Source organism: Corallococcus caeni, from assembly GCF_036245865.1.
Lineage (GTDB): Bacteria > Myxococcota > Myxococcia > Myxococcales > Myxococcaceae > Corallococcus > Corallococcus caeni.
Genome location: NZ_BTTW01000005.1, coordinates 194,025 through 215,841, shown reverse-complemented (window position 1 = coordinate 215,841; position 21,817 = coordinate 194,025). Strand labels below are relative to the sequence as shown.

Here is a 21,817-nt window from a genome sequence, read left to right as displayed (position 1 = left end):
AGGAGGCCCGGTGCGTCACGGGGACGCACCGGGCCTGGGGGACTTGCTTCGGAGACGGGCGGAAGTCAGCGCTTCGCGCGCGGGGCCGGCGCGCGGGCGGGGGCCCGGCGGCGGCGCAGCGTGGCGGCGCCCAGCATCAGCAGGGCGGCGGCGAAGGGCAGGGTGCCGGAAGTGCCGGACGCGCTGCAGCCCCCCGCCATGGACTCGGACGAGTCCGGCAGGCCATTGGGGTTGTTGGACACGGGCGTGGTGGTGCCGGTGGGGGTCTGCCCGCCCACGATGGGCAGCGGGGTGGTGGGCGCGTCCGTCGTCGGGGTCTCCGGCGCGGGGGACGGGGTGGTGGTGTCCTGCGTCGTGTCGTTCGGGATGGTCGTGTCATCCGGCACGGGCGCGGGCGCGGGCTCCTCCGCCGGAGCGGGCGCGGGCGCGGGCGGCATCACGTCCTCGAGCGTCGTCGCCATGGTGAAGCCGTCGTGGTAGATGGACCCTTCGGGCTTGATGGCGTCGTCGCGGTACAGCCCCATCTTCAGGTAGTTCAGGTCCTTGCCGAACTGGTTGGCGCCGTAGGTCTTCGGCAGCACGTGCTGGCCGTTGTGCCACAGCTCCACGAAGCCGACCTTCTTGTCCGAGGACCACTTCACGTGCAGCACGAAGTCGTGCCAGTTGCCCTTGTCGATGGACGTCTGCCACAGCACGGGCGTGGTGTTACCGCCCACGCGCAGGTTGATCTTGTCCCCGCGCACGAAGAACTCCAGCGGCGGAGAGCCACAGCAGCCCTCCTGGTGCCACTGGGTGATGACCTGCCACGAAGCATGGACGGGGTAGTTCGACGGGAAGAGCGTGCTCCACTTGTAGTAGTACTCCTTCCCCTGCGTCTCGTGGGTCAGGTAGAGCAGCTCGTTGCGGTTGCCGCTGGCGTTGATGGGATCATCGCCCTGCTTCACCGTGGCCTTGAGGGCGTACCTGCCGTCACGCACCACATCCGTCACGACCTGCAAGCGGCTGTTGGCAACGGCCTGCTGTCGCGTCCACTGCGACGTGTTGCCGGTCTCGAAGTCGCCCTTCCAGATGACGCCAGCGAAAGACAGGGCGGGCATCAGGGAGGCCGCGGCAACGAGCTGAAGGAGTCGCTTCAAACAGGGGTCCTTTCGGTCCGGGTTGGGCCACGAGGACACGCGGCGGCGAAAAAGCCTTCCCGCCCCGTCCCGCCTGCCAACCCCCTGCCGCACGCGCGCTCGGCGGGACGCCTGCCGGGGCATGAGGGAGGCAGGGCCCTGCCGCCCGCCACTTCCCCAGGCATGCCGAAGCGCGTGATTCCGGGTGGATGCGGGCGCTCAAACCATCCCGTGAAGGCAGCCGTGCGGCCGAGCCCCCGAGCGTCATCCCCCCAACAGCCTGACGGCCCGGCGTCCCGTCCCCCTCTCGCGACGGACGTGGGAAGTGGGGCCTTTTTTCAAGATCGGGGGAGCAGGCCGTCTATTGGAGCGTGTGTCGCCCACAACATCCGATGCGCCTGTTTTCCCACCGCCTTGCTACCCACCGCGTCATGGGACGCCTGGAGGCAGGACGCGAGGCCAGGTCGGCGTTCGTCGGAGGTTGGTGTAGAACGTCCCGGAAGGGCGGCTGGGGGGAGACGCCCGAGGGGATCGCATGTTGAAGCCGGCGAAGAAGAATCTCTGGGCGCTGGCGCTGGCCATCCCGCTCCTGGCGGTGGGAGTCGCGGCCGTGAAGCCCCGGGCGCAGCCGCAGACCGTTCCCGACACCTTCTGGGCGGACCGCCGGGCGGCGGCCCGCATCGAAGCCCGCCTCACGCACCCTGAAGCGGACCGCTACCGCTCGCGCGCGCCCGCGGGCGGCTGCCCGGTGCCCGCCGAGCCGATGCCCCTGGGCCCGCTCGCCCGCATGGAGGCCCGGGAGGACTGGGGTGGCATCGCGGCGGCCTATGCCCTGGAGGGCGAGTGGAACCAGGCGGCGTCCTTCCTGGAGCGCCTGCCGGCCTCGCCGGAGCGCGACAGCGACCTGGCGGCGGTGGCGCTCGCCCGGGGGGACCATGAGCGCGCGCTGCGCCTGCTGGACGGCGCGCTGGCCGCGAAGCCCGGCCTGACGCAGGCCCTGTGGAACCGCGCGCTGGTGTTCCGCGAGATGGGGCTGACGCTGCGCGCGTCGGAGCTGTTCGAACAGGTGGCGAAGCGCAACGAGCAGGGCTGGGGGCGTGAGGCCCACGCCCAGGCGCTGGCCCTGCGCGAGGCCACGCTGGAGCGCCAGCGTCAGTGGAAGGCCGCGCGCGAAGCGACGATGGCGCTGGTGGACGACCCGAAGGCGCCGCTGCCCATGGACGCGGCCCGTCAGCTCCCGGGGACGGTGCGCGGCGTCTTCTACGAGGCCGTGCGCGCCGCGCCGTCCAAGGAGCGCGTGCTGGCGCTCTTGCCCCTGGCGAAGGAGCTGGACCGGGTGCAGGGCGGCAGCGTGCTCGGGGACTACGTGCAGCGCGTGGCGAAGCGCGACTTCTCCCGCCGCTCGGACCTGGCGCGGCAGTACGCGGAGACGCTGCGCGCGGGCCAGGCCGTCCCGGAGGCGCTGCTGGACCGGGCGCGCCTGTCCGGCGACGAGGACATCTACCTGGGCGCCCTCCTGCGCACGCGCAAGGGGACCCTGTCCCACCTGAAGGACACGCTGGAGCGCATCAAGCGGCTGGAGGACCCCTGGTTCACCTACGTCGCGGACCGCGACCAGGCCTTCAAGGAGGTCTCCGACGGCGCGTGGTGGAAGGCCGAGCAGCGGCTCTTCGGGGCGCTCCAGCGCTGCCGCGAGAATGGCCTGTCGGTGCGCTGCCTGGAGCTGGAGAAGCGGCTGGCCATCTTCTATTACGACATGCAGCGCGTGACGGAGTCCGAGCAGCACGCGCGCGTGCTCTGGGCCGGCGCGCGGCAGCTGCGCGAGTGGGAGCTGGAGTTCAGCGCGCTGGAAGTGCTGAGCCAGGTGGCGCGCTCGCGCAACGACCTGGGCAGCGCCCGCGCCTATCTGGAGGAGTGGATGGCGCGCGGCCCCACGCGCAGCTGCGCCTGGCCCCACGTGCAGCTGGCGCACCTGCACTACCTGGACCTGCGGCCCCAGGACGCGCGGCGTGAGCTGGACGTCGCCGCCGCCTGCGCGGACAACCCCATGGAGCCGGTGTTCGGCGCCACGCTCGCGGAGCTGTCGCGCTCCAGCTCCGGCGCCCATGACGTGGAGTGGCTCTCCCGCGTGACGGCCAACGCGCTGGCGGGCCCGGTGGTGCAGGCCGGCGACCGCGTCTACGCGGACTATCTTGAAGGCCGCTTCCACCTGGACCGCGACCGCGCGAAGGGCGAGAGCCACCTGCGCAACGCCATCAAGGAAGCGGACACCCTGCCGCGCGGCGACGCGCTGGGGCGCGAGTCCTGGGCGCTCAGCTATTCGTCGCTCGCGGTGGACGCGGGCCGCGCCGGCGAGTTCCCCAAGGTGGTGGAGCTGATGGCCGCGCAGCTGGGCACGCCCGTGCCCGCGCGGTGCGCGCTGGCCGCCAGCGTCCACGCCGAGCGCACCGTGCTGGTGGCGCTGGGCCCCCAGGGCGAGGTGAAGGGGCACTACGACGACACGCGCAAGGAGCCCTTCGCCCGCGCGGACTCGTCCCGGCTGGTGCCGGAGGCCCTGCGCAAGACGCTCTCCAGCTGCGACCACGTGGACGTGCTCGCGTGGGCGCCCGTCTTCGGCCGCACGGACCTGCTGCCCTCCGACATCGCGTGGAGCTTCCGCCTGGGCCGCGCCCATGGCCCGCGCCCGGTCGCCAGCGCCCAGGCTGCGCGCCGGCTGGTGGTGGCCGGCGTGGAGGCCCCGTCGCTCTTGCAGCTGCCCCGGCTGCCCGCGTGGACGCCGGACGCGGAGCCGGGCAGCGCGCCGCCCAACGTGCTGTCCGGTTCGGACGCCACGCCGTCGCGCGTGCTGGAGAGCATGGCGGACGCCACGGAGATTGAAATCCACGCGCACGGCATCACCGACCCCAGCATCTCCGGCGCGTCGCTGGTGGTGCTGTCCCCGGAGGTGAACGGCCGCTACGCGCTCACCGCGGACGTGGTGCGCGAGCAGCGGCTCAAGGGCGAACCCACGGTGTTCCTGGCCGCGTGCAGCGCGGGCCGCACCACGGCGCTGCAGAGCACGGAGCCCTTCAGCCTGCCGGCGGCCTTCATCGACTCGGGCGCCCGCGCGGTGCTGGCCTCCACGGTGGACATCCCGGACGCGGCGGGCCGCTTCTTCGACGGCGTGCGCCGGCGCATCCACGCGGGCTCGCCCGCGGCCGTCGCGCTGCGCGACGAACGCCAGGCGTGGCTCGCGCGCGACGGCCGGGCCGGCTGGACACGCTCGGTGCTTCTGGTGGAGAAGGCGGACTGAAGCGCTTGTTACGGGGGGGCATCCAGGTGCGTGTTTCCGCCGGGGACGACGAAGTGGTGGAAGGTGACGCTGGCGCTCACGTCCAGCGCCTTCACCCAGTGCCACCAGCCCACGGGCAGGAACACCATGTCCCCGGGCTCCAGCACCGTCTCCAGCACCGTGGCCTCCGCGAACAGCGGGTGCGCCACCAGGTCCGGCGCGCCCGCGTCCACGTGGCTGAAGGTGCCCCGGTGCGGGTACACCCGGTGGCGCTCGTAGGACGGCACCAGCTTCACGTGCTTCCGGCCCATCACCTGCCCCAGCAGGATGTTCATGTTGTCGTGGTGCAGCGGGGTGACGGTGCCCGCGGGCCCCAGCAGCAGCGTCATCTGATCCGCCATGAGCGACGGGTCGATGATGCCTTCAGGCGCGCGCAGGTCCTCGCGCAGCGGGGACAGCCCCTCGCGGCTCCAGTTGTCGTTGCGCGGAACCATGTAGTAGTCGTTCGTCCGCCGGCCGGACTCCACCATCGCCAGGAAGTCCGCGAAGGGCATCCGCGAGCGGTGCCGGTCCTGCTGGGCCGCGTGCTCCGGGTTGGCGTCGCGCCCCGTCATCACCTCCACCTCCACCCGCCCGAAGTGCTCGCGGAAGTACGGCACCGACCACTTCTTGATCGCGGGCCAGTCCTTCATCGCCCCCTTGAGCACCACCGGCCGGTGGCCGAAGTAGTAGCGGCGGAAGAACTCCTCCGGGGTGAGCCCCTCGCGCACCTCCAGCTCGCGGCCCCCGTCCTGGGCCCGGAGCGCGCTGTAGGTCTCCATCAGCGACTCCAGCCACCCGAAGTGCCGGGCCACCTGCCGGCACGCCTGGAAGTACGGGTGCTGCCCCGCCGCGGCAATCTCCTCGCGCGCGACCTCCAGGGACACGCCCGCTCCCACCAGCACCTGCTCCACCTCCTCGACACCCACCCCCAGGGCCAGGTTCTCCGCCAACCACTGGCGCCACTCCGGACGCAGCAGGGACTTGTCCTCGTTCATTCGGAACTCCTTGAAATCCTTGAAGGATTGACCCCGGGGGGCCCCTCCTGTCGGTGCGGCGGGGCGTGGTATGGACAGCCCCGTCCGTCTTTTTCCACCCATCCCATGCTTACGCAGGACTTCCGTCGTACCAGGAGAAGCCATTCATGACCCCCGGAGACCTGTCCTCTCCCCGCGCTGGCACCTTCGAGCCGGACCACAGCGCCCCACACGTCAAGGGCTCATACGTGAACTGCGACAACCGGGCGCCGCGCCGGCGCCGGCCGCTGCCGCCGCCGTCGGTGCCTCCCCTGCTGGAGGGGGCGGCGGCCGCTCGCTGAGCCGCCTTGCCCGGCGGGCTTGTCTGCCCTTCCGGGCATTTTTCTCTCAAGAAACGAACCGCTCGGCGTCTTTAGTCAGGAAAGCCCACCAGTCACTTCGGGGCCTTGTGTCATGGCCAACCTCTTCAACCGGGAACGACGCCACTTCGAGGCGTTCATCCAGCGACACCGGCCCAGCCTGCTGGCGGTGGCGCGGCGGTTGTGCGCCCGCGGCATCCTGGATCCGGAAGACCTGGTCCAGGAGGCCTTCGAGCGGGCGTTGCCGGAGTACGGCCACCTGAAGGACCGGACGGAAGCGGCGTGCGCGGCGTGGCTGTGCACGACGATGACCAACCGGTTCCTGGACCACTGCCGCCGGCAGCGCACGGAGAGCCGGGGGCTGCCGCACCTGGCGCTGGTGCAGGACCTGCCGGTGACGGGGGACGGGGACCGGGAGAACTGGGAGCTGGTGGGCAACGACGCGTTCCAGGCTGCCATCGAGCAGCTCAAGCCGCACCTGCGGGACGCGTACAAGCTTCACGCCGAGGGTCGCCGCTACCAGGCGATCGCCGAACATTTCAACGTCCCCGTGGGAACCGTGGGCAGCTGGCTGACGCTGGCGCGCCGGGACCTGAGGGAACTGCTGCTTCCGAGCGTCGCGGTAGCCCGGGAGCGGGGAGTCCAGTCATGAACGCGCATTGCACCCGGCTGCACCTCTTCATGGACGGCGAGCTGTCCGAGTCCGACGCCGAGGGGTTCCGCAACCACCTGCCACGCTGTGCCGCCTGCGAGGGCGGCCTTCGCGACCTGCTCCAGCTGGAGCTGCTGGCGGCGCGCGCCCTGGGCACGGGCGTGGCGGAAGCGCCGGCCGCGAAGCCGGAGGGCAACGTGGTGGCGCTGGGCGCGTGGGTGCGCCGCAACGCACGCGTGGTGGCGCCGCTGGCCATGGCCGCCAGCCTCTGCGCCGTCTTCGTGCCGCGCATGATGCCCGCCGCGGAGGTGCCGGCGGTCGTCTTCCTGGACAACCAGCCCACCCGCGAGCTGGAGGCCCGTCTGTTTGATCCGCGCGCGGACAAGCACCGCCCCTACAGCCCCATGCGCGGTGGCGCGGACGGCCTGGAGGCCGGGAAGGTCACGCTGCCGCTGCGTCCGCTGGCGCAGATGGAGGAGCGCAAGGACTTCCGCGGCATCGTCGCGGCCTACGTGCTGCACGGCCAGTGGCAGCAGGCGCAGGCGGTGCTGGCGCGCGAGCCCGAGTCGCTGGCGCGAAACATCGACCTGTCGGTGGTGGCGCTGCAGGAGGGCCGGTACCAGGACGCGCTGATGCTGCTGGATAAGCCGGTGGTGCGCGAGCACCCGCGCAACGCCCAGGCGCTGTGGAACCGTGGGCTCGCGCTGCGCGCCCTGGGCCAGAAGGACGCCGCCGCGGCCGCCTTCGAGCAGGTGGCCGATCTGGATGAGCCCGGCTGGAGCGACGAAGCGCGCGGCCTGGCGAAGGGCCTGCGCGAAGAAGTCGCCCGCTGAGAAAGCACCCGGGGTTCCCCTCGCGTCCGAGCGTCCACCACCGGGCGCTCCGCGCGGGGGCTCCGCCTCACCGCTCGGGATGACGTGACAGGCTGCTGGGGTTGTCGGAACACTCCAGGAGCCTCCCATGCCCGAGTCCCCGTCCCGCGCTTCCGCCGACTACGCGTCCACCCGCCGTGACTTCCGGTGGGAGCGGCCGGCGCACTTCAACTTCGCCACGGACGTCATCGACCGGCACGCGGCCGAGCGGCCCCAGGCCCCCGCGCTCCAGTGGTCCGACGAGTCCGGGCGCTCCCAGCGCTTCAGCTTCCAGGAGCTGAAGGAGCGCTCGCTGCACGCGGCGCGCTTCCTCACCGGGCTGGGCCTGAAGCGCGGCGACCGGGTCTTCATCCTGATGCCGCGTGTGCCGGAGTGGTGGTTCCTGGTGCTGGGCTGCATCCGCGCGGGCATCGTCTTCATGCCCGGCACGCCCATGCTCACCGCGAAGGACATCCGCTACCGGCTGGAGGTGTCCGGCGCGAAGGCGGTCCTCACCGACGGCAGCTGCCTGGACCGCTTCGAGGGCGTGCTGGGCCACGCCCCCGGCGTGACGACGTGGGTGTCCACCGGCGACGCGCCTGCTCCGTGGACGCGCTACGTGTCGGAGGCCCTGTCGGAATCGCAGGCGACGGCGTTCCCGCCGACGAAGGCGGATGATCCGCTGCTCATCTACTTCACGTCCGGCACCACGGGCATGCCGAAGATGGTGCTGCACACCCAGGCCAGCTACGGCCAGGGGCACCTCATCACCGGCCGCTACTGGTTGGATTTGAAGCCGGAGGACCGGCACCTCACGCTCAGCGACACCGGCTGGGCGAAGTGCGCGTGGGGCAAGCTCTTCGGCCCGTGGAGCGTGGGCGCGTGCAACGTCGTCTACGACTTCCGCGGCCGCTTCGACCCCGCGGCCTTCCTGAAGGTGCTGGAGCGCGAGCAGGTCACCACCTTCTGCGCGCCGCCCACCGCGTGGCGCGCGCTGGTGCTCCAGGACTTGAAGGCGGTGGACCTGTCCTCGCTGCGCCATTCCCTGAGCGCGGGTGAGCCGCTCAACCCGGAGGTCATCCAGACGTGGAAGGAGGCCACCGGGCTGCACATCCGCGAGGGCTACGGCCAGACGGAGACGGTGGTCATCGTGGGCATCTTCCCCGGGATGGAGCCGCGCGTGGGCTCCATGGGCAAGCCGTCCCCGGGCTTCACCGTGAGCGTCATCGACGAGCACGGCCATGAAGTCGCGGACGGACACGAGGGCGACATCGCCGTGCGCGTGAAGCCGGAGCGGCCGGTGGGCCTGTTCGCGGGCTACCTCAACGACGACGCGGCCAACGCCGCCAGCAGCCGGGGGGACTGGTACGTCACCGGCGACCGCGCGGTGCGCGACGCGGACGGCTACCTGTGGTTCGTGGGGCGCTCCGACGACGTCATCAAGACGTCCGGCTACCGCGTGGGCCCCTTCGAGGTGGAGTCCGCGCTGATTGAACACCCGGCGGTGGCCGAGTCCGCCGTCATCGGCGTGCCGGACGACAAGATTGGCCAGCGCATCAAGGCGTACGTGCTGCTCACGCCGGGCCACACGCCGTCACCGGAGCTCGCGCAGGAGCTGCAGGACTTCGTGAAGAAGACCACGGCGCCCTACAAGTACCCGCGTGAAATCGAGTTCGTCACGGAGCTGCCCAAGACGGTGAGCGGGAAGATCCGCCGCGCCGAGCTGCGCGCCACCCAGAAGTAGTAGGGGCGGCGCGCAGGCGGGGCAGGGGACTACTTCAGCCAGTCCGAGTGCACGAAGCCGGCGTCGGGCTTGTCCCGGCGCTGGTACGTGTGCGCGCCGAACGCGTCGCGCTGCGCCTGGGTGAGGTTCTGCGGCAGCTCCGGGCTGCGGTAGCTGTCCATGTACGCCAGGCTGCTGCTGAACACCGGCACGGGGATGCCCGCGCTCGTCGCGGCGCCCACGAGCTTGCGCCACGCCGGGGCCATCTTGTTCAGCACCGGCGCGAACGCCTCCGACACCATCAGGTTGGGCAGCGTGGGCTGCTGCTGGAAGGACTCGCGCAGCGGGGTGAGCAGCTTCGCGCGGATGATGCAGCCGCCCCGCCAGATGCGCGCCATCTCCGCCAGCGACACGCCCCACTTGTACTCGTCCGACGCGGCCTGGATGAGCCGCATGCCCTGCGCGTACGTCACCACGCGCGCCGCGTAGAGCGCGTCATGCGCCCACTGCGCCAGCTCCTTCTGCTCGTCCGAGGACAGGGAGATGGCGGGGCCGTGGAGCTTCTTGCTCGCGGCCACGCGCTCGTCCTTGCGCGAGGACAGGTTGCGCGCGTCCAGCGCCGCCGCGATGGAGGGCACCGGCACGCCCAGGTCCAGCGCCACCTGCACCGTCCACTTGCCCGTGCCCTTCTGGCCGGCCTTGTCCAGCACCAGGTCCACCAGCGGCTTGCCCGTCTCCGGGTCGCGCTTGCGCAGCACCTTGATGGTGGTCTCCAGGAGGAACGACTCGGCGATGCCCTCGTTCCACTTGGAGAACAGGTCGGCGAGCACCGCGGTGTCCAGGCCCAGTCCGCGGCGGAGCACGTCGTACGTCTCCGCGAGCAGCTGCATGTCCGCGTACTCGATGCCGTTGTGCACCATCTTCACGAAGTGGCCCGCGCCCTCCGGGCCCACGTGGGTGACGCACAGGCCCTCCTCGCTGCGCGCGGCGATGGCCTCCAGCACCGGCTGCACCAGCGCGTACGCGTCCTTGGGGCCGCCGGGCATGATGGACGGGCCGTGGCGCGCGCCCTCTTCACCGCCGGACACGCCGATGCCCAGGAAGTGGAAGCCCTTCTCCTTGCACAGGGCCTCACGGCGGCGCGTGTCCAGGTACCAGGAGTTGCCCGCGTCCATGATGACGTCGCCGGGCGACAGGAGCGGGAACAGCCGCTCCATCATCTCGTCCACGGGCGCGCCCGCGGTGATCATCAGGAGGATGCGGCGCGGGCGCTCCAGGCCGGCGACGAACTGCTCCAGCTCCGCGTAGCCCATCAGGCCCTGCTTCGGGTTCTCCTGCTGGATGTGCTGGAGCTTCTCCGGGTGGCGGTCCCATACGGCGACGCGGAAGCCGTGGTCCGCGATGTTGAGGGCCAGGCTGGCGCCCATGACGCCCATGCCCGCCACGCCGAACTGCGCCGGCTTCGTCTGTGTGCTCATCATTCCCTCCAGAGGGCCCGCCTCACCCGTGGGCGGCGGGGTCCAGCATCCACTGCGTGTTCGTCACGTGCGCCGCGGGCAGGGACATATCGCCCGCGAGCACCCGCCGCATGGCGTCCCGCTTGCCCTCGCCCGCCACCAGCCCCAGCACCGCCCCCGCGCCCTGGAGCACGGGGAACGTCAGCGTCATCCGCCACGGCGGCGGCTTGGCGCTCTGCTCCACCGCCAGCACCCGCCGCGTGCGCTCCTGGAGCGCCGGATGGCCGGGCATGAGGCTCGCGGTGTGGCCGTCCTCGCCCACGCCGATGAGCACCACGTCCAGCTTCGCGGGCAGCACCTTCTCGTAGTCGCGCGCGGCGGCGTCGCGGTCCGTGCGCTCGCCCTGCATGCGGAACACCTGCGCGTCCGGCAGCTTCAGCGGCGCGAGCAGCGACTCCTTCACCAGCAGGTAGTTGCTGTCCTGGTGGTCCGGCGGCACGAAGCGCTCGTCCACGAAGTACACGTCCACGCGCTCCCAGGGGAGCTTGTGGTCCGCGAGCATCCGGTACGCGGGCTTCGGCGTGTTGCCGCCCGACAGCGCCAGGCTCACCCGGGGCTTCGTCGCGAGCGCCTTCTCCAGCTCGCGCGCCAGCCAGTCCGCGGCCTCGCGGGTCAGCCGCTCGGAAGGGACGACGAGGGGCGGGCTCATAGCGCGGACCACCGCCGGCCGTTCTTCGCGGGCAGCGCGTCCGCGGCGTCGGGGCCCTTGCTGCCCTTGGCATAGGTGTGGACCTTGCCGCCGGCCTCCGTCTCCAGCGCCTGCAGGATGGGCGTGATGTAGCCCCAGGCCTGCTCCACGCTGTCCTGGCGCGCGAAGAGGGTGGCGTTGCCGCGCATGCAGTCCAGCAGCAGCCGCTCGTACGCCTCCGGCACGGGCTTCTTGAAGCTCTCCGCGTAGTCCATGTCCATGGTGACGCCGCCGATGTTGACGTCCTCGCCGGGGATCTTGGACTCGAAGGACAGCGCGATGCCTTCGTGTGGCTGGATGCGCAGCGTGAGCACGTTGGGCTGCAGCCGCTGGCACGACGCGCCGCCGCCGCTGAACAGGCCGATGGGCACCGACTTGAAGTGGATGGACACCTCCGTCAGGCGCTTCTTCAGGTTCTTGCCCGCGCGCAGGTAGAAGGGCACGCCCTGCCAGCGCCACGAGTCGATGTTCATCTTCATGGCCACGTAGGTGGGCGTGCGCGAGCCCTTCTTCACGCCCTTCTCGTCCTGGTAGCCCTCGTACTGGCCCACCACCACGTGCTGGGCCACCTCCTCGCCCTCCACGGGGCGCAGCGCGCGGAAGACCTTGTTCTTCTCATCGCGGATGTCCTCCGCGGCGAAGGACACCGGCGGCTCCATGGCGCACAGGGCCAGCACCTGGAGCAGGTGGTTCTGCACCATGTCCCGGATGACGCCCGTCTCGTCGTAGAAGCCGCCGCGGCCCTCCACGCCAATGGCCTCGGACGCGGTGATCTCCACGTGGTCGATGTGCTGGCGGTTCCAGAGCGGCTCGAAGATGGCGTTGGCGAAGCGGAAGACGAGGATGTTCTGCACCGTCTCCTTGCCCAGGTAGTGGTCGATGCGGAAGATCTGCTTCTCATCCAGGACCGCGCCCAGCTCCTTGTTGAGCTTCTTCGCGCTCTCCAGGTCGTGGCCGAAGGGCTTCTCGATGATGAGCCGGTGCCAGGGCTTCTGACCGGGTTGCTCCTCGCGCTTGAGCAGGTCCGCGTCCGCCAGGCTCTTGATGATCTGCGGGAACGTGGAGGCCGGCGTGGCCATGTAATAGAGCTGGTTGCCTTCCGTCTTGTGGCGCTTCGCGATGTCCTGGAGCTTCTGCGCCAGGCGCTTGAAGGCCTCCGGGTCGTCGTAGCCGCCGGAGGCGGTCTCGATGGTGTCCGCGAAGCGCTTCCAGGTGGCCTCGTCCAGGGGTTGCGTGCGGGAGAACTTCTGGAGGCCCTCCTTCACGTGCTCGCGGAAGGACGCGTCCTCCAGCTTGGAGCGGCTGAAGGCGACGATGGCGAAGTGCTCCGGGAGCAGGCCGGAGCGGGCGAGCTCGAAGAGGGCCGGGAATAGTTTGCGCTCGGCCAAGTCGCCCGTGGCGCCGAAGAGGACCAGGGTGCAGGGGTCCGGGCGGCCCGCGCTGAACACCGGTTCGCCCTCACGGGGATGGGTTTCGATGTGCACTCCCTGCGCGTCCATGCGGTGTCTCCCTCCGTGTGACCGACCGGGCACCTTAAGGCGCTAATCTGGCGGCCCTGCAAGCGCATTGCAGGAGAATGATGCGGGCCCGACGTCTTGCCTGCCCCGGGCTCCGGCGCCACGAGGGCTTCCCCTGAGCCGCGCCGGGGAGCACGCGGGCGGGCGGGCGTGGGTCGGGGTGGCGGGAACATGGTACTCCTGGAGGCCATGACGACTCCTCCCGTGGCGCTCATCACCGGGGGCTCGCGCGGCGTGGGCCGCGCGGTCTCCCTGCGGCTGGCCCGTGCTGGTTACGACATCGTCTCCACGTACCGGCGGGACGCGGAGGCCGCGGCGTCGCTGGCGAAGGAGGTGGAGGCGCTGGGCCGCCGCTGCCGCACGGTCGTCGCGGATCAGCTGGAGCCGGCGACCCTGCACGGCGTCTTCGACGTCATCCAGCAGGAGTTCGGTGCGCTGGACGTGTTCGTCGCGAACGCGGCGTCCACGGTGTTCACGCCGCTGATGCAGACGAAGCTGCACCAGATGGACAAGACCTTCAACGTCACGGTGAAGAGCTTCCTGCTGGGCGCGCAGCGCTCGGTGCCGCTGATGGAGGGGCGCAAGGGGCGCATCGTGGCGGTGTCCGGGATGGACTCGCGCATGCCGCTGCCGTTCCATGGCCTGCTGGGCGCGATGAAGGGCGCCATGGAGATCATGGTGAAGTACCTGGCCGCGGAGCTGACCGGCACGGGCATCCGCGTCAACGCGGTCAACCCGGGCTACATCGACACGGATTCCAGCCGCTTCTACATGGGCGACGCGTGGGACGCGCTGGAGGCGAAGGTGCAGGAGCAGGTGCCCGCGGGGCACGTGGCCCACGTGGATGAGATTGCCCGCCCCATCGAGTGGCTGTGTTCAGAGGGCTCCGCGTACGTGAACGGCCAGACGCTGGTCGTGGACGGCGGTCTGGAGATCAACTACGCGATGAACTTCGCGGCGAACATGACGCCTCCAGCTTCGCGCTGAACGGGTCCCTCTCACGCATGCGCTACGTCGTCTCGCTGTGGTTCTTCGCGCTGTTCCTGGTCACCGCGCCCATCCTCTTCACGCTGGGCGCGGTGCTGTTCGTGGTGGCGTACCCGCTGGACCCCGACCGCCAGTGGCTGCACGTGCTGGTGTGCCGGTGGTGCTACGGGCTGTGGCTGCACGCCTCGCCCGGCTGGCGCGTGCGGGTGGAGGGGCGGGAGCTGTTGCCCAAGGGGCCGTGCGTCTACGTCGTCAACCACCAGTCGTTCGCGGACATCCTCGCGGTGATGGGGTTGTTCACGCCGTACAAGTTCGTGGCGAAGGCGTCGCTGTTCCGCACGCCGCTGGTGGGCTGGATGATGACGCTCCTGGGCTACGTGCCCATCGTGCGCGGCAGCTCCAAATCCATGGAGCAGCTGATGGGGCCGTGCCGCCGGTGGCTCCGCAAGGGCATCCCGGTGCTCATCTTCCCGGAGGGGACGTACTCGCCGGGGGAGCTGCTGCCGTTCAAGCGCGGCGCGTTCCAACTGGCGCTGGAGGAGCACGTGCCGGTGGTGCCGGTGCTGGTGCGCGGCACGCGGGAGCTGGTGGACGGGGACGGGCCGTGGATGAGCCCGCGCGCCACCGTCACGGTGCAGGTGATGCCGGCGCTGCCGCCGGAGACGTTCGGGCCGGACTCCGCGGCGCTGGCCACGCACGTGCGCGAGCGGTTCGTGGAGGCGCTCGCGCGGGTGGGCTGAGGCCAGGGTAGGGTGAGGGACATGCGACGACTGTCCTTGTCCTGGCTCGTGGTCTGTCTGTCTTTCACGGCGTGGGCAGGGACTCCTGCCCTTCCCACCCCCTTGCCGGAGGCGGGAATCCCCGACCCCGCGCACCTCGTGCTGTACGTGTCGGCGCTGACGGTGGTGGAAGGGGGCACGGCGTCCTTCAGCGTGGCGTTGTCCCGCTACCCGGGTGCGCCGCTCACCGTCACCGTGGCGCGGACGGACGGCGACGCGGACCTCACGGTGCGGGAAGGGGCGTCGCTCACGTTCGAACCGGCCACCTGGGCCACGCCCCAGCAGGTGGTGCTGGCGGCCGCGAAGGACGCGGACAACGAGGACGGCACGGCCACCTTCACGCTGTCCGCGCCGGGCTTGGAGCCAGGCACCGTCCTCGCGACGGAAGCGGATCAGGACCCCCTGGCTCCGGTCTTCACCACCGTGCCTGTCACCCAAGCCGTGGTGGCCATCCCCTATCGGCTCCTCGTGCACGCGCGGGGACGGCCCGCGCCGACGTATGTCCTGCGCACCGCGCCTCCGGGCATGAGCCTGGATGCGCTGGGCAACCTCTCGTGGACACCTTCACAGCTGGGGGAGGTGGACGTGGCGGTGGTGGCGAGCAATGGGCATCCGCCCGATGCGGAGCTGTCCTTCCGGCTCGTCGTGGGGCGGGATCAGCCTCCGGTGGCGCGCATCACCGCGCCGCTCCAGGGAGCCCGGCTGTCAGGCCCGCGGGCCGACTTCTCCTGCGAGTGCATCGACGACGTGGGTTGCGCGCGCGTTGTGTTCCGGGTGAATGGTTCGATCCTGGCGACCCAGGAGGGCCCGGGCCCCGTCTATTCCGTGAGCGACTGGGACCTCACGGGGCTCGCTCCTGGAGGCCATGTCCTCCAGGCCTTCGTGACGGACTCAGCGGGACACACGGTCGAGCCGGAGGCCGTCCTGGTGTACGTCGACGCTCCCGGTCCGGACGCGGGAGCGGAGGTGGATGGCGGACACACCGGATTCGGTGACGAGGGCGACGACATCATCGACCCCTGGAGCTGCGGCTGCGGCAGCAGCGCGATGGCTCCGGCGGTGTGGATGGGGCTGGGCGTGCTGGGGCTGCGCGCCCGACGTCGCCGGGCCTGATGCCGGGCCGAGCGCGGCGGAGGCTCAGGCGTGCTCGGAGCCGGGCCGCTCTTCGTCCAACGACGCCTCCGCGTGCGGCGGAGCGTCCAGCGCGTTCGACGCGGGCAGCGCGGGCGCGGCCTCGGTGACGGCGCGGGCCAGGTCGTGGGGGGCTCGGAGCAACGCCTCCAGCGCGGCGGCGCTCGCGGGGACTCCGCGCTGCTCCACCTGGAGCCAGCCGCCCTTGATGCTCACGCGGCGGTGGCCCTTCAGTCCCAGCAGGCGCTGACGCACGCCCGGCTCCAGCAGGATGGGTCGCGCCTCCGGGGCCAGCCCCTCCACCTGGAAGGCCGCGTCCAGCTCCGCGTCGCCCAGCGACTCCTCGCGGGGCGTCGCGGCGCCGGGGAGCTTGTCCTCGGGGCGCTCGTGCTCCAGCAGCAGGTCCGCGGGCAGCGCGCCCTCCAGGTCCAACCGCAGCACCGTCACGGTGTGGCGCCTCTTGCCACCCACGCCGCCGCGCTTTCCCGTGGCGAGCAGCAGCGGCCGCCCCTGGTAGCGCCCCTGCACCTCCATCCGCCGCTCCGCGATGGACAGGCCGTGCGCCTTCGCGAACGCCTCCCACGCGGCGCGCTGGCGGCGCTTGAGCTGGAACAGCGTGGCGAGGACCAGGGCGCCCACGACGAGCAGGGACGCGAGGATGCCGAGCGGGGAGAAGACACCGGAAAGCATGACGGCGCATTGTGCACGGGCCTCGCGACGCGGGAACCACAATCCGATCGCGGATGCACCGCCGCGCGCCGGGCAAGCTTGCTGCATGGGGTGCGTGGACCTGGGGAAGGGACGCCGCGCGCCTGCAAACGTGTGGAATCCCGCGTGCCTCGCGCTCCTTCGCGCGCTGGACGCATGGCGCCGTCGCGCGGAGACCCGCGGCGGGTGCACGGATGGCGCACGCGTCCCCACTCCGCCGGTGTGTCCTCACGGGTGGAGTCGTTCGCGCGTGTCAGGCTCCGTGGTGCGTGGGGTGGAGAGGACGGGACGCGTCGGGCAGGCCACGGTTGCAAGCGCGCGGAATGACGCCCTTTTTCGACAATGTCAGAGGGGGCGGGTAAGGGAGCGGGGGCTCGCCGCTTGGAGTCGGGGTTGGGACCGGGGGAGGCTGCCCGGCCCGCACCCGCCACCGGGCCACGAGGGAGGGTGAACGCCGGATGCGCCTGCTGCACACGTCGGACTGGCACCTGGGCCACACGCTGTATGACGTCTCACGCGAAGCGGAGCACGCCGCGTTCCTGACGTGGCTGTTGGAGACGCTGGAGTCCCAGGAGGTGGATGCGCTCCTGGTGGCCGGGGACATCTTCGACACGGCCAACCCCAGCGCGGAGGCGCAGGCGGCCTGGTACCACTTCATCGCGCGGGCCCGGCGCACGCTGCCGAAGCTGGACGTGGTGGTGGTGGGCGGCAACCACGACTCCGCCGCGCGGCTGGACGCGCCGGATCCGCTGTTCCACGCGCTGGGCGTGCGCGTGGTGGGCGGACTGCCGCGCCACCGGGGCGGGCTGGAGCTGGAGCGGCTGGTGGTGCCGGTGCACGACGCGCGCGGGAAGGTGGGCGCGTGGGTGGCGGCGGTGCCGTACCTGCGGCCCTCGGACCTGCCGTCGGTGCCGGACGGGGAAGGGGACCGGCTGGTGGAGGGCGTGCGCTCCGTCTACTCGGACGTGCTGGAGGGCGCGCGGCGGCGGCGCAGGTCCGGACAGGCGCTGGTGGCCATGGGCCATTGCTACATGACGGGCTCGGAGCTGTCGGAGCTGAGCGAGCGGAAGATTCTTGGCGGCAACCAGCACGCGCTGCCGGTGGAGCTGTTCCCGGAGGACGTCGCGTACGCGGCGCTGGGACACCTGCACAAGGCGCAGCGCGTGGGCGGCCGCGAGGGCGTGCGCTACAGCGGCTCACCGCTGCCGCTGTCGCTGTCGGAGGCGCACTACCGGCACCAGGTGCTGGTGCTGGACCTGGAGGACGGGGCGCTCACGCAGGTGCGTCCGCTGTCGGTGCCGCGCACCACGGACATGATGCGGGTGCCGGCCCGGGACGCGGCGCCGCTGTCGGAGGTGCTGGAGCTGCTGGCGGCGCTGCCCGCGTGCGAGGCGGGAGCGCCGGAGTCGACGCGGCCGTACCTGGAGGTCTGCGTGTCGCTGCCCCGGCCGGAGCCGGCGCTGCGCCACAAGGTGGAGAAGGCGCTGGAGGGACGGGCGGCGCGGCTGGTGAAGCTGACGCCCTTCTACACGGGCACGGGCGGGGCGCTGGCGGACGTGCGGCCGGGGCTGTCATTGCGTGAGCGCACGCCGGAGGACGTGTTCCTCGCCCGCTACGCGCGGGACTTCAAGGAGGCGCCGTCGCCGGGGTTGCTGGAGTCGTTCCACGCGCTGCTCACGCAGGTGCAGGAGGACGCGTCGTGAAGATCCTGGCGATTCGCGGCAGCAACCTCACGAGCTTCGCGGGGGACTTCGCGCTGGAGCTGGACCGGGCGCCGCTGGACCGGCTGGGGCTGTTCGCCATCTCCGGCGCGACGGGGGCGGGGAAGAGCACGCTGCTGGATGCGCTGTGCCTGGCGCTGTTCGACCGCACGCCCCGGCTGGGCGGGCCCAGCAAGGTGCTGGTGGGCCGGGCGGACGAGGACGAGGAGGCGCGGCTGTCGGCCTACGACGTGCGCGGCATGCTGCGGCGCGGGGCGGGCAAGGGCCACGCGGAGGTGGACTTCCTGGGCAAGGACGGGCGGCGCTACCGGGCGCGGTGGAACGTGTGGCGTGCGCGCGAGCGCGCGGAGGGGAGATTCCGGCCGCAGGAGCTGAGCCTGACGGACGTGGCCTCCGGGCAGCTGTTCGGCCGCACCAAGGGCGAGGTGCTCCAGGCGATTCAAGAGCGGCTGGGCTTGTCGTTCGACCAGTTCCGGCGCTCGGCGCTGCTGGCGCAGGGGGAGTTCGCGGCGTTCCTGCGCGCGGACGCGAACGAGCGCGCGGAGCTGCTGGAGCGGATGACGGGCACGGAGGTGTACAGCCGGGTGTCCATCGCGGCCCACGAGAAGAACGCGAAGGAGCAGGAGGAGCTGAAGCGGCTGTCGCAGGGGCTCGCGGCCATCGCGCTGATGTCGGACGCGGACCGCGAGGCCGCGCGCGTCCAACTGGACGACGAGGAGGCGGCGCGGATCCGCGAGGAGACGCGGCTGCGTGAGGCGGAAGCGGCCCGGTCCTGGTACGCGCAGCTCGCGGAGTTCGTGGCGCAGGAGCAGCAGGCCGCGAGCGCGGTGACGCGGGCGGAGGGGGAGCGGGAGGCGGCGGCGCCCCGTGAGGCGCTGCTGGAGTCCGTGCGCGCGGCGGAGGGCTTCCGCGCGGTGGTGTCCGCGGTGGAGACCGCGGAGCAGGGCTGCGTGAGGGCGGAGGCGGAGCAGCTGGAGCGGGCCTCGCGGGCGGAAGCGGCGCTCGGGGCGGCGGCGGCGCAGCGGCAGGTGCGGTTGCAGGCGGAGGCCGCGCGGGCGGCGGCGCTGGACGCGGAGGCGTCGGTGCGTCCGGCGCTGGAGGAGGCCGCGACGCTGGACACGCGCCGTGCGGAGGCGGAGCGCGAGGCCCGAGAGGCCGCGGAGCTGGCGAAGCAGGCGAAGGCCGCGGAGTCGTCGGCGCGCGACGCGCTGGCGCTGGTGCAGGCGGCGGAGGCGAAGGCCCAGGCGGTGGTGGACGCGGCCGAGGCCTGGCGTGGGTCGCATGCGAGCTGGGAGTCCCTGGCGACGGAGTGGCCCCGCTGGCAGCGCGAGCTGGAGCGCTTCGCGGGAGCGCTGAAGGAGGAGCAGGCGGCGGGCGCGGACGCGGACCGGCTGGGGAAGGACGCGGACCGGCTGGGCAACGACGCCCAGGCGCGCCGTGAGGAGCACCAGGACGCGGCCGAGTCGGAAGCGCAGGCGCAGGCCCTGGCGACGCACGCGGAGGCCGCGCTGGGTGAGGACGGCGGCGCGGCGCGGCGGGCGCTCCGGGAAGCGCTGCTCGCGCGTCAGGACGCGCTGGGGGCCCTGGCGCTCGCGGGCGAAGGCGCGCGGGCGGAGGGCACGGCGGAAGGCGACGCGGCGGCGGAGGTGAAGGCGCACCGCGAGGCTTCGCTGCGCGCGGCGGAGGAGGCGAAGGACGCGGCCGCGCGGCGTGCGACGCAGGAGGCGATGCTCCACGAAGCGCGCCGTGCGCAGTCGCGCGCGGAGGCGACGCAGGGGCTGGCTTCGCACCGGGCCGCGCTGCACGACGGTGAGCCGTGCCCATTGTGTGGAGCGCTCGAACATCCATATGCCCGTGAGGGTTCCGCGCTGGAGGGGCTGGTCGCGGAGGCGGCGGCCCGGGTGCTGGAGCTGGAGTCGGCGCGCGATGCCGCGGCGAAGCAGGAGAGCGCGGCGAGCGTGCGGCAGGCGACGGCGGACACGGCCGCGACTCAGGCCGAAGGCCGACGGGACACGGCGGCCCGCAAGCGCACGGGGCATCGCGAGTCCTGGCGCGTGGCGCGCGAGCGGTGGGCCCGCGCCGTGCTCCCTTCGAACGATGACGAAGTCCTTGATCCCCCCGAGGACGCGGAGGCCCCCGGCGCTCAGGTGTGGATCCGCACTGCACAGGAGGACGTGCGCGTCCGGCTCGCGACCCTCCGTGAGGAAGAGGCCTCCGTGGAAGCCCGGGCCAGCGCCGCGCGCGAGGCCCGCGCCCTGCTGGAGACCCGGCGCACCCGGCGCGAAGGCGCGGCCGAAGCCCTTCGCAAGGCCGAGGACGCCCAGGCCCGCGCGGCCCAGTCCCACCGGGATGCGCTCCTTCGCCGGGACACCGCTCGCGAGGCCCGCGAGCGCGCCCTCACGGAAGTGTCTCCTCCCTTCGCCAGCGAGACCGCCCCCTGGAAGGAGAAGCTCGCCGAGGACCCCGCGCGCTTCCAGAGCCGGTGCTTCGACCGCGTGACGAAGTGGCGCGAAAAGCTCACGGAGCTGGAGGCCGCTCGCAAGCGTCTGGAGGAGGAGCAGGGCCGCCGCGCGCGGGAGGAGGTCCGCCTCCAGGCCCGTCACGAGGACGCGGAGACCGCTGGCCACCGCGCGAGCCTCAAGGACGCGACCTTCCAGGACGCCTCCAGGGCCCGCGCGCGGCTGCTCCAGGGCCGCTCCACGCAGGAGGTGCGCGGGGAGGTCCAGGCGCGGCTCGACGCCGCCCAGGCCGCCTACGAACGCGCCCGCGAGGACTCCGAAGCCCTCCAGCAGGCGGAGAAGGTGGCCACCGCCCGCGCCGAGGACGCCGTGCGCCTTCGCACCGAGGCCGCCCGCGTCCTCGACAGCGCCCAGGCCGTCCTCGCGGAGCGCCTCGCCGGCCATGGCACCACCCTGGAGGAGCTCAAGGCCCTGCTGTCGCGCGGCGCCGCGTGGTGCGACTCGGAGGCCCGCGCGCTCAACGCCCTGCGCGAGTCCGTGGCCCAGGCCCGCGCCATCCTCGTGGAGCGCCGCGAGCGTCGCGTCCGCCACGAGTCCTCCGGTCTCCCCACGCTCGCGGAGGCGGACGTCGCGGACCTCTGCGAACGCCTGCGCACCGACGTGGAGGTGCGCCGCCGCGCGGAGGCCCTGCTGCGCGCGAAGCTGGACACCGACGACGCCGCCCGCGCGCGCCATGGCGCGGAGGCCCGGGCGCTGGAGCTGCGCCGCGCCGACGCGGAGGTGTGGAAGACGCTGGGCGACCTCATCGGTTCGCACGACGGGAAGAAGTTCAAGGTCTTCGCCCAGAGCCTCACCCTGGACGCGCTGCTCTTGCACGCCAACGCGCACCTGCGCGAGCTGGCGCGCCGCTACCGCCTGGAGCGCGTGCCCGGCCACGACCTGGATCTCCAGGTGGTGGACGGCGACATGGGCGACGAGGTGCGCAGCGTGGCCAGCCTCTCCGGCGGCGAGAGCTTCCTCGTGTCGCTGGCGCTCGCGCTGGGGCTGGCCTCGCTGTCGTCGGAGACGACGCAGGTGGAGACCCTCTTCATCGACGAGGGCTTCGGCACCCTGGATCCGGAGACGCTGGAGGTGGCGCTGGCCACACTCGACGCGCTCCAGGCCACCGGCCGCCAGGTGGGCATCATCTCCCACGTGAGCGGGCTCGCCGAGCGCATCGGCGTGCAGGTGCGCGTGGTGAAGCAGGGCGGCGGTCGCAGCAAGCTCGTCGTGGAAGGTGACGCGGGGATCGTCGTCCCGTCGGATCAACAGGTGGCCTGACGG

General features: G+C 72.2%; 16 protein-coding genes. 10 read left to right on the top strand and 6 right to left on the bottom strand.

The genetic code is table 11. The features are described from left to right. Positions 1-65 precede the first annotated feature (65 nt). Complete coding sequence (locus tag AABA78_RS22205; RefSeq protein WP_338265476.1) at positions 66-1,136, bottom strand: polysaccharide lyase family 20 protein; 1,071 nt, start codon at positions 1,134-1,136, stop codon at positions 66-68. Between the two features lie 514 nt (positions 1,137-1,650). Here AABA78_RS22205 and AABA78_RS22200 point away from each other — a divergent pair. Continuing rightward, positions 1,651-4,407 carry a CHAT domain-containing protein gene (locus AABA78_RS22200; protein WP_338265475.1) on the top strand — a complete coding sequence of 919 codons (2,757 nt, stop codon included), beginning with the start codon at positions 1,651-1,653 and terminating at the stop codon, positions 4,405-4,407. Between the two features lie 8 nt (positions 4,408-4,415). Here the strand turns inward: AABA78_RS22200 and AABA78_RS22195 are convergent, their stop codons facing one another. Next, positions 4,416-5,423 carry a cupin-like domain-containing protein gene (locus AABA78_RS22195; RefSeq protein WP_338265473.1) on the bottom strand — a complete coding sequence of 336 codons (1,008 nt, stop codon included), beginning with the start codon at positions 5,421-5,423 and terminating at the stop codon, positions 4,416-4,418. Positions 5,424-5,569: 146 nt separating this feature from the next. Between AABA78_RS22195 and AABA78_RS22190 the strand changes: the two genes are divergently transcribed. The 4 genes from AABA78_RS22190 to AABA78_RS22175 all read left to right on the top strand — a co-directional run bounded on the left by AABA78_RS22190 (position 5,570) and on the right by AABA78_RS22175 (position 9,008). Further along, positions 5,570-5,743 carry a hypothetical protein gene (locus AABA78_RS22190; RefSeq protein ID WP_338265472.1) on the top strand — a complete coding sequence of 58 codons (174 nt, stop codon included), beginning with the start codon at positions 5,570-5,572 and terminating at the stop codon, positions 5,741-5,743. Between the two features lie 112 nt (positions 5,744-5,855). Then, complete coding sequence (locus tag AABA78_RS22185) at positions 5,856-6,413, top strand: RNA polymerase sigma factor (protein ID WP_171420808.1); 558 nt, start codon at positions 5,856-5,858, stop codon at positions 6,411-6,413. Continuing rightward, positions 6,410-7,246 (top strand): zf-HC2 domain-containing protein, encoded by an 837-nt coding sequence (locus tag AABA78_RS22180; RefSeq protein WP_338265468.1) that lies wholly within the window; start codon positions 6,410-6,412, stop codon positions 7,244-7,246. Before AABA78_RS22185 ends, AABA78_RS22180 begins: the two co-directional genes overlap by 4 nt. 127 nt (positions 7,247-7,373) lie before the next feature. Further along, a complete protein-coding gene (locus tag AABA78_RS22175; RefSeq protein WP_338265466.1) occupies positions 7,374-9,008 on the top strand; it encodes an acetate--CoA ligase in 1,635 nt (544 codons plus the stop codon). Between the two features lie 29 nt (positions 9,009-9,037). On the opposite strand, the gene gnd is transcribed toward AABA78_RS22175, so the two are convergent. Genes gnd through zwf form a run of 3 tightly spaced genes read right to left on the bottom strand, consistent with a single transcriptional unit; the run spans position 9,038 to position 12,691 of the window. After that, positions 9,038-10,465, bottom strand: coding sequence for an NADP-dependent phosphogluconate dehydrogenase (gnd, locus tag AABA78_RS22170; protein ID WP_338265463.1), 1,428 nt, complete (start codon positions 10,463-10,465; stop codon positions 9,038-9,040). 22 nt (positions 10,466-10,487) lie between these two features. Beyond that, a complete protein-coding gene (gene pgl / locus AABA78_RS22165) occupies positions 10,488-11,153 on the bottom strand; it encodes a 6-phosphogluconolactonase (protein WP_338265462.1) in 666 nt (221 codons plus the stop codon). After that, positions 11,150-12,691: a glucose-6-phosphate dehydrogenase gene (gene zwf / locus AABA78_RS22160; RefSeq protein WP_338265459.1), complete on the bottom strand. Its 1,542-nt coding sequence runs from the start codon at positions 12,689-12,691 to the stop codon at positions 11,150-11,152. Before zwf ends, pgl begins: the two co-directional genes overlap by 4 nt. A gap of 207 nt (positions 12,692-12,898) precedes the next feature. Here zwf and AABA78_RS22155 point away from each other — a divergent pair, with 207 nt between their 5' ends. Genes AABA78_RS22155 through AABA78_RS22145 form a run of 3 tightly spaced genes read left to right on the top strand, consistent with a single transcriptional unit; the run spans position 12,899 to position 15,588 of the window. Further along, entirely contained in the window at positions 12,899-13,696 is a 798-nt protein-coding gene (locus tag AABA78_RS22155; protein WP_338265458.1) for an SDR family NAD(P)-dependent oxidoreductase, read from the top strand. 17 nt (positions 13,697-13,713) lie between these two features. Further along, positions 13,714-14,436, top strand: a complete 723-nt coding sequence (locus AABA78_RS22150) for a lysophospholipid acyltransferase family protein (protein ID WP_171416514.1) — start codon at positions 13,714-13,716, stop codon at positions 14,434-14,436. A 21-nt stretch (positions 14,437-14,457) separates the two neighbouring features. Further along, positions 14,458-15,588 carry an Ig-like domain-containing protein gene (locus AABA78_RS22145; protein WP_338265455.1) on the top strand — a complete coding sequence of 377 codons (1,131 nt, stop codon included), beginning with the start codon at positions 14,458-14,460 and terminating at the stop codon, positions 15,586-15,588. 24 nt (positions 15,589-15,612) lie between these two features. Here the strand turns inward: AABA78_RS22145 and AABA78_RS22140 are convergent, their stop codons facing one another. Continuing rightward, positions 15,613-16,296 (bottom strand): hypothetical protein, encoded by a 684-nt coding sequence (locus AABA78_RS22140; protein ID WP_338265452.1) that lies wholly within the window; start codon positions 16,294-16,296, stop codon positions 15,613-15,615. 476 nt (positions 16,297-16,772) lie between these two features. Here AABA78_RS22140 and AABA78_RS22135 point away from each other — a divergent pair, with 476 nt between their 5' ends. After that, positions 16,773-18,017 (top strand): exonuclease SbcCD subunit D, encoded by a 1,245-nt coding sequence (locus AABA78_RS22135; RefSeq protein WP_338265451.1) that lies wholly within the window; start codon positions 16,773-16,775, stop codon positions 18,015-18,017. Then, on the top strand, positions 18,014-21,814 hold the full coding sequence (locus AABA78_RS22130; RefSeq protein WP_338265448.1) for an AAA family ATPase: 3,801 nt from the start codon (positions 18,014-18,016) through the stop codon (positions 21,812-21,814). Before AABA78_RS22135 ends, AABA78_RS22130 begins: the two co-directional genes overlap by 4 nt. Positions 21,815-21,817: the final 3 nt, after the last annotated feature.

Bases quoted from the DNA above. Each gene is read 5' to 3' on its own strand.
- AABA78_RS22140 (WP_338265452.1), bottom strand. From the start codon at position 16,296: ATGCTTTCCGGTGTCTTCTCCCCGCTCGGCATCCTCGCGTCCCTGCTC.
- gnd (WP_338265463.1), bottom strand. From the start codon at position 10,465: ATGAGCACACAGACGAAGCCGGCGCAGTTCGGCGTGGCGGGCATGGGC.
- AABA78_RS22190 (WP_338265472.1), top strand. From the start codon at position 5,570: ATGACCCCCGGAGACCTGTCCTCTCCCCGCGCTGGCACCTTCGAGCCG.
- AABA78_RS22155 (WP_338265458.1), top strand. From the start codon at position 12,899: ATGACGACTCCTCCCGTGGCGCTCATCACCGGGGGCTCGCGCGGCGTG.
- AABA78_RS22150 (WP_171416514.1), top strand. From the start codon at position 13,714: ATGCGCTACGTCGTCTCGCTGTGGTTCTTCGCGCTGTTCCTGGTCACC.
- AABA78_RS22145 (WP_338265455.1), top strand. From the start codon at position 14,458: ATGCGACGACTGTCCTTGTCCTGGCTCGTGGTCTGTCTGTCTTTCACG.
- AABA78_RS22200 (WP_338265475.1), top strand. From the start codon at position 1,651: ATGTTGAAGCCGGCGAAGAAGAATCTCTGGGCGCTGGCGCTGGCCATC.
- AABA78_RS22175 (WP_338265466.1), top strand. From the start codon at position 7,374: ATGCCCGAGTCCCCGTCCCGCGCTTCCGCCGACTACGCGTCCACCCGC.
- AABA78_RS22180 (WP_338265468.1), top strand. From the start codon at position 6,410: ATGAACGCGCATTGCACCCGGCTGCACCTCTTCATGGACGGCGAGCTG.
- zwf (WP_338265459.1), bottom strand. From the start codon at position 12,691: ATGGACGCGCAGGGAGTGCACATCGAAACCCATCCCCGTGAGGGCGAA.
- pgl (WP_338265462.1), bottom strand. From the start codon at position 11,153: ATGAGCCCGCCCCTCGTCGTCCCTTCCGAGCGGCTGACCCGCGAGGCC.
- AABA78_RS22185 (WP_171420808.1), top strand. From the start codon at position 5,856: ATGGCCAACCTCTTCAACCGGGAACGACGCCACTTCGAGGCGTTCATC.
- AABA78_RS22135 (WP_338265451.1), top strand. From the start codon at position 16,773: ATGCGCCTGCTGCACACGTCGGACTGGCACCTGGGCCACACGCTGTAT.
- AABA78_RS22195 (WP_338265473.1), bottom strand. From the start codon at position 5,423: ATGAACGAGGACAAGTCCCTGCTGCGTCCGGAGTGGCGCCAGTGGTTG.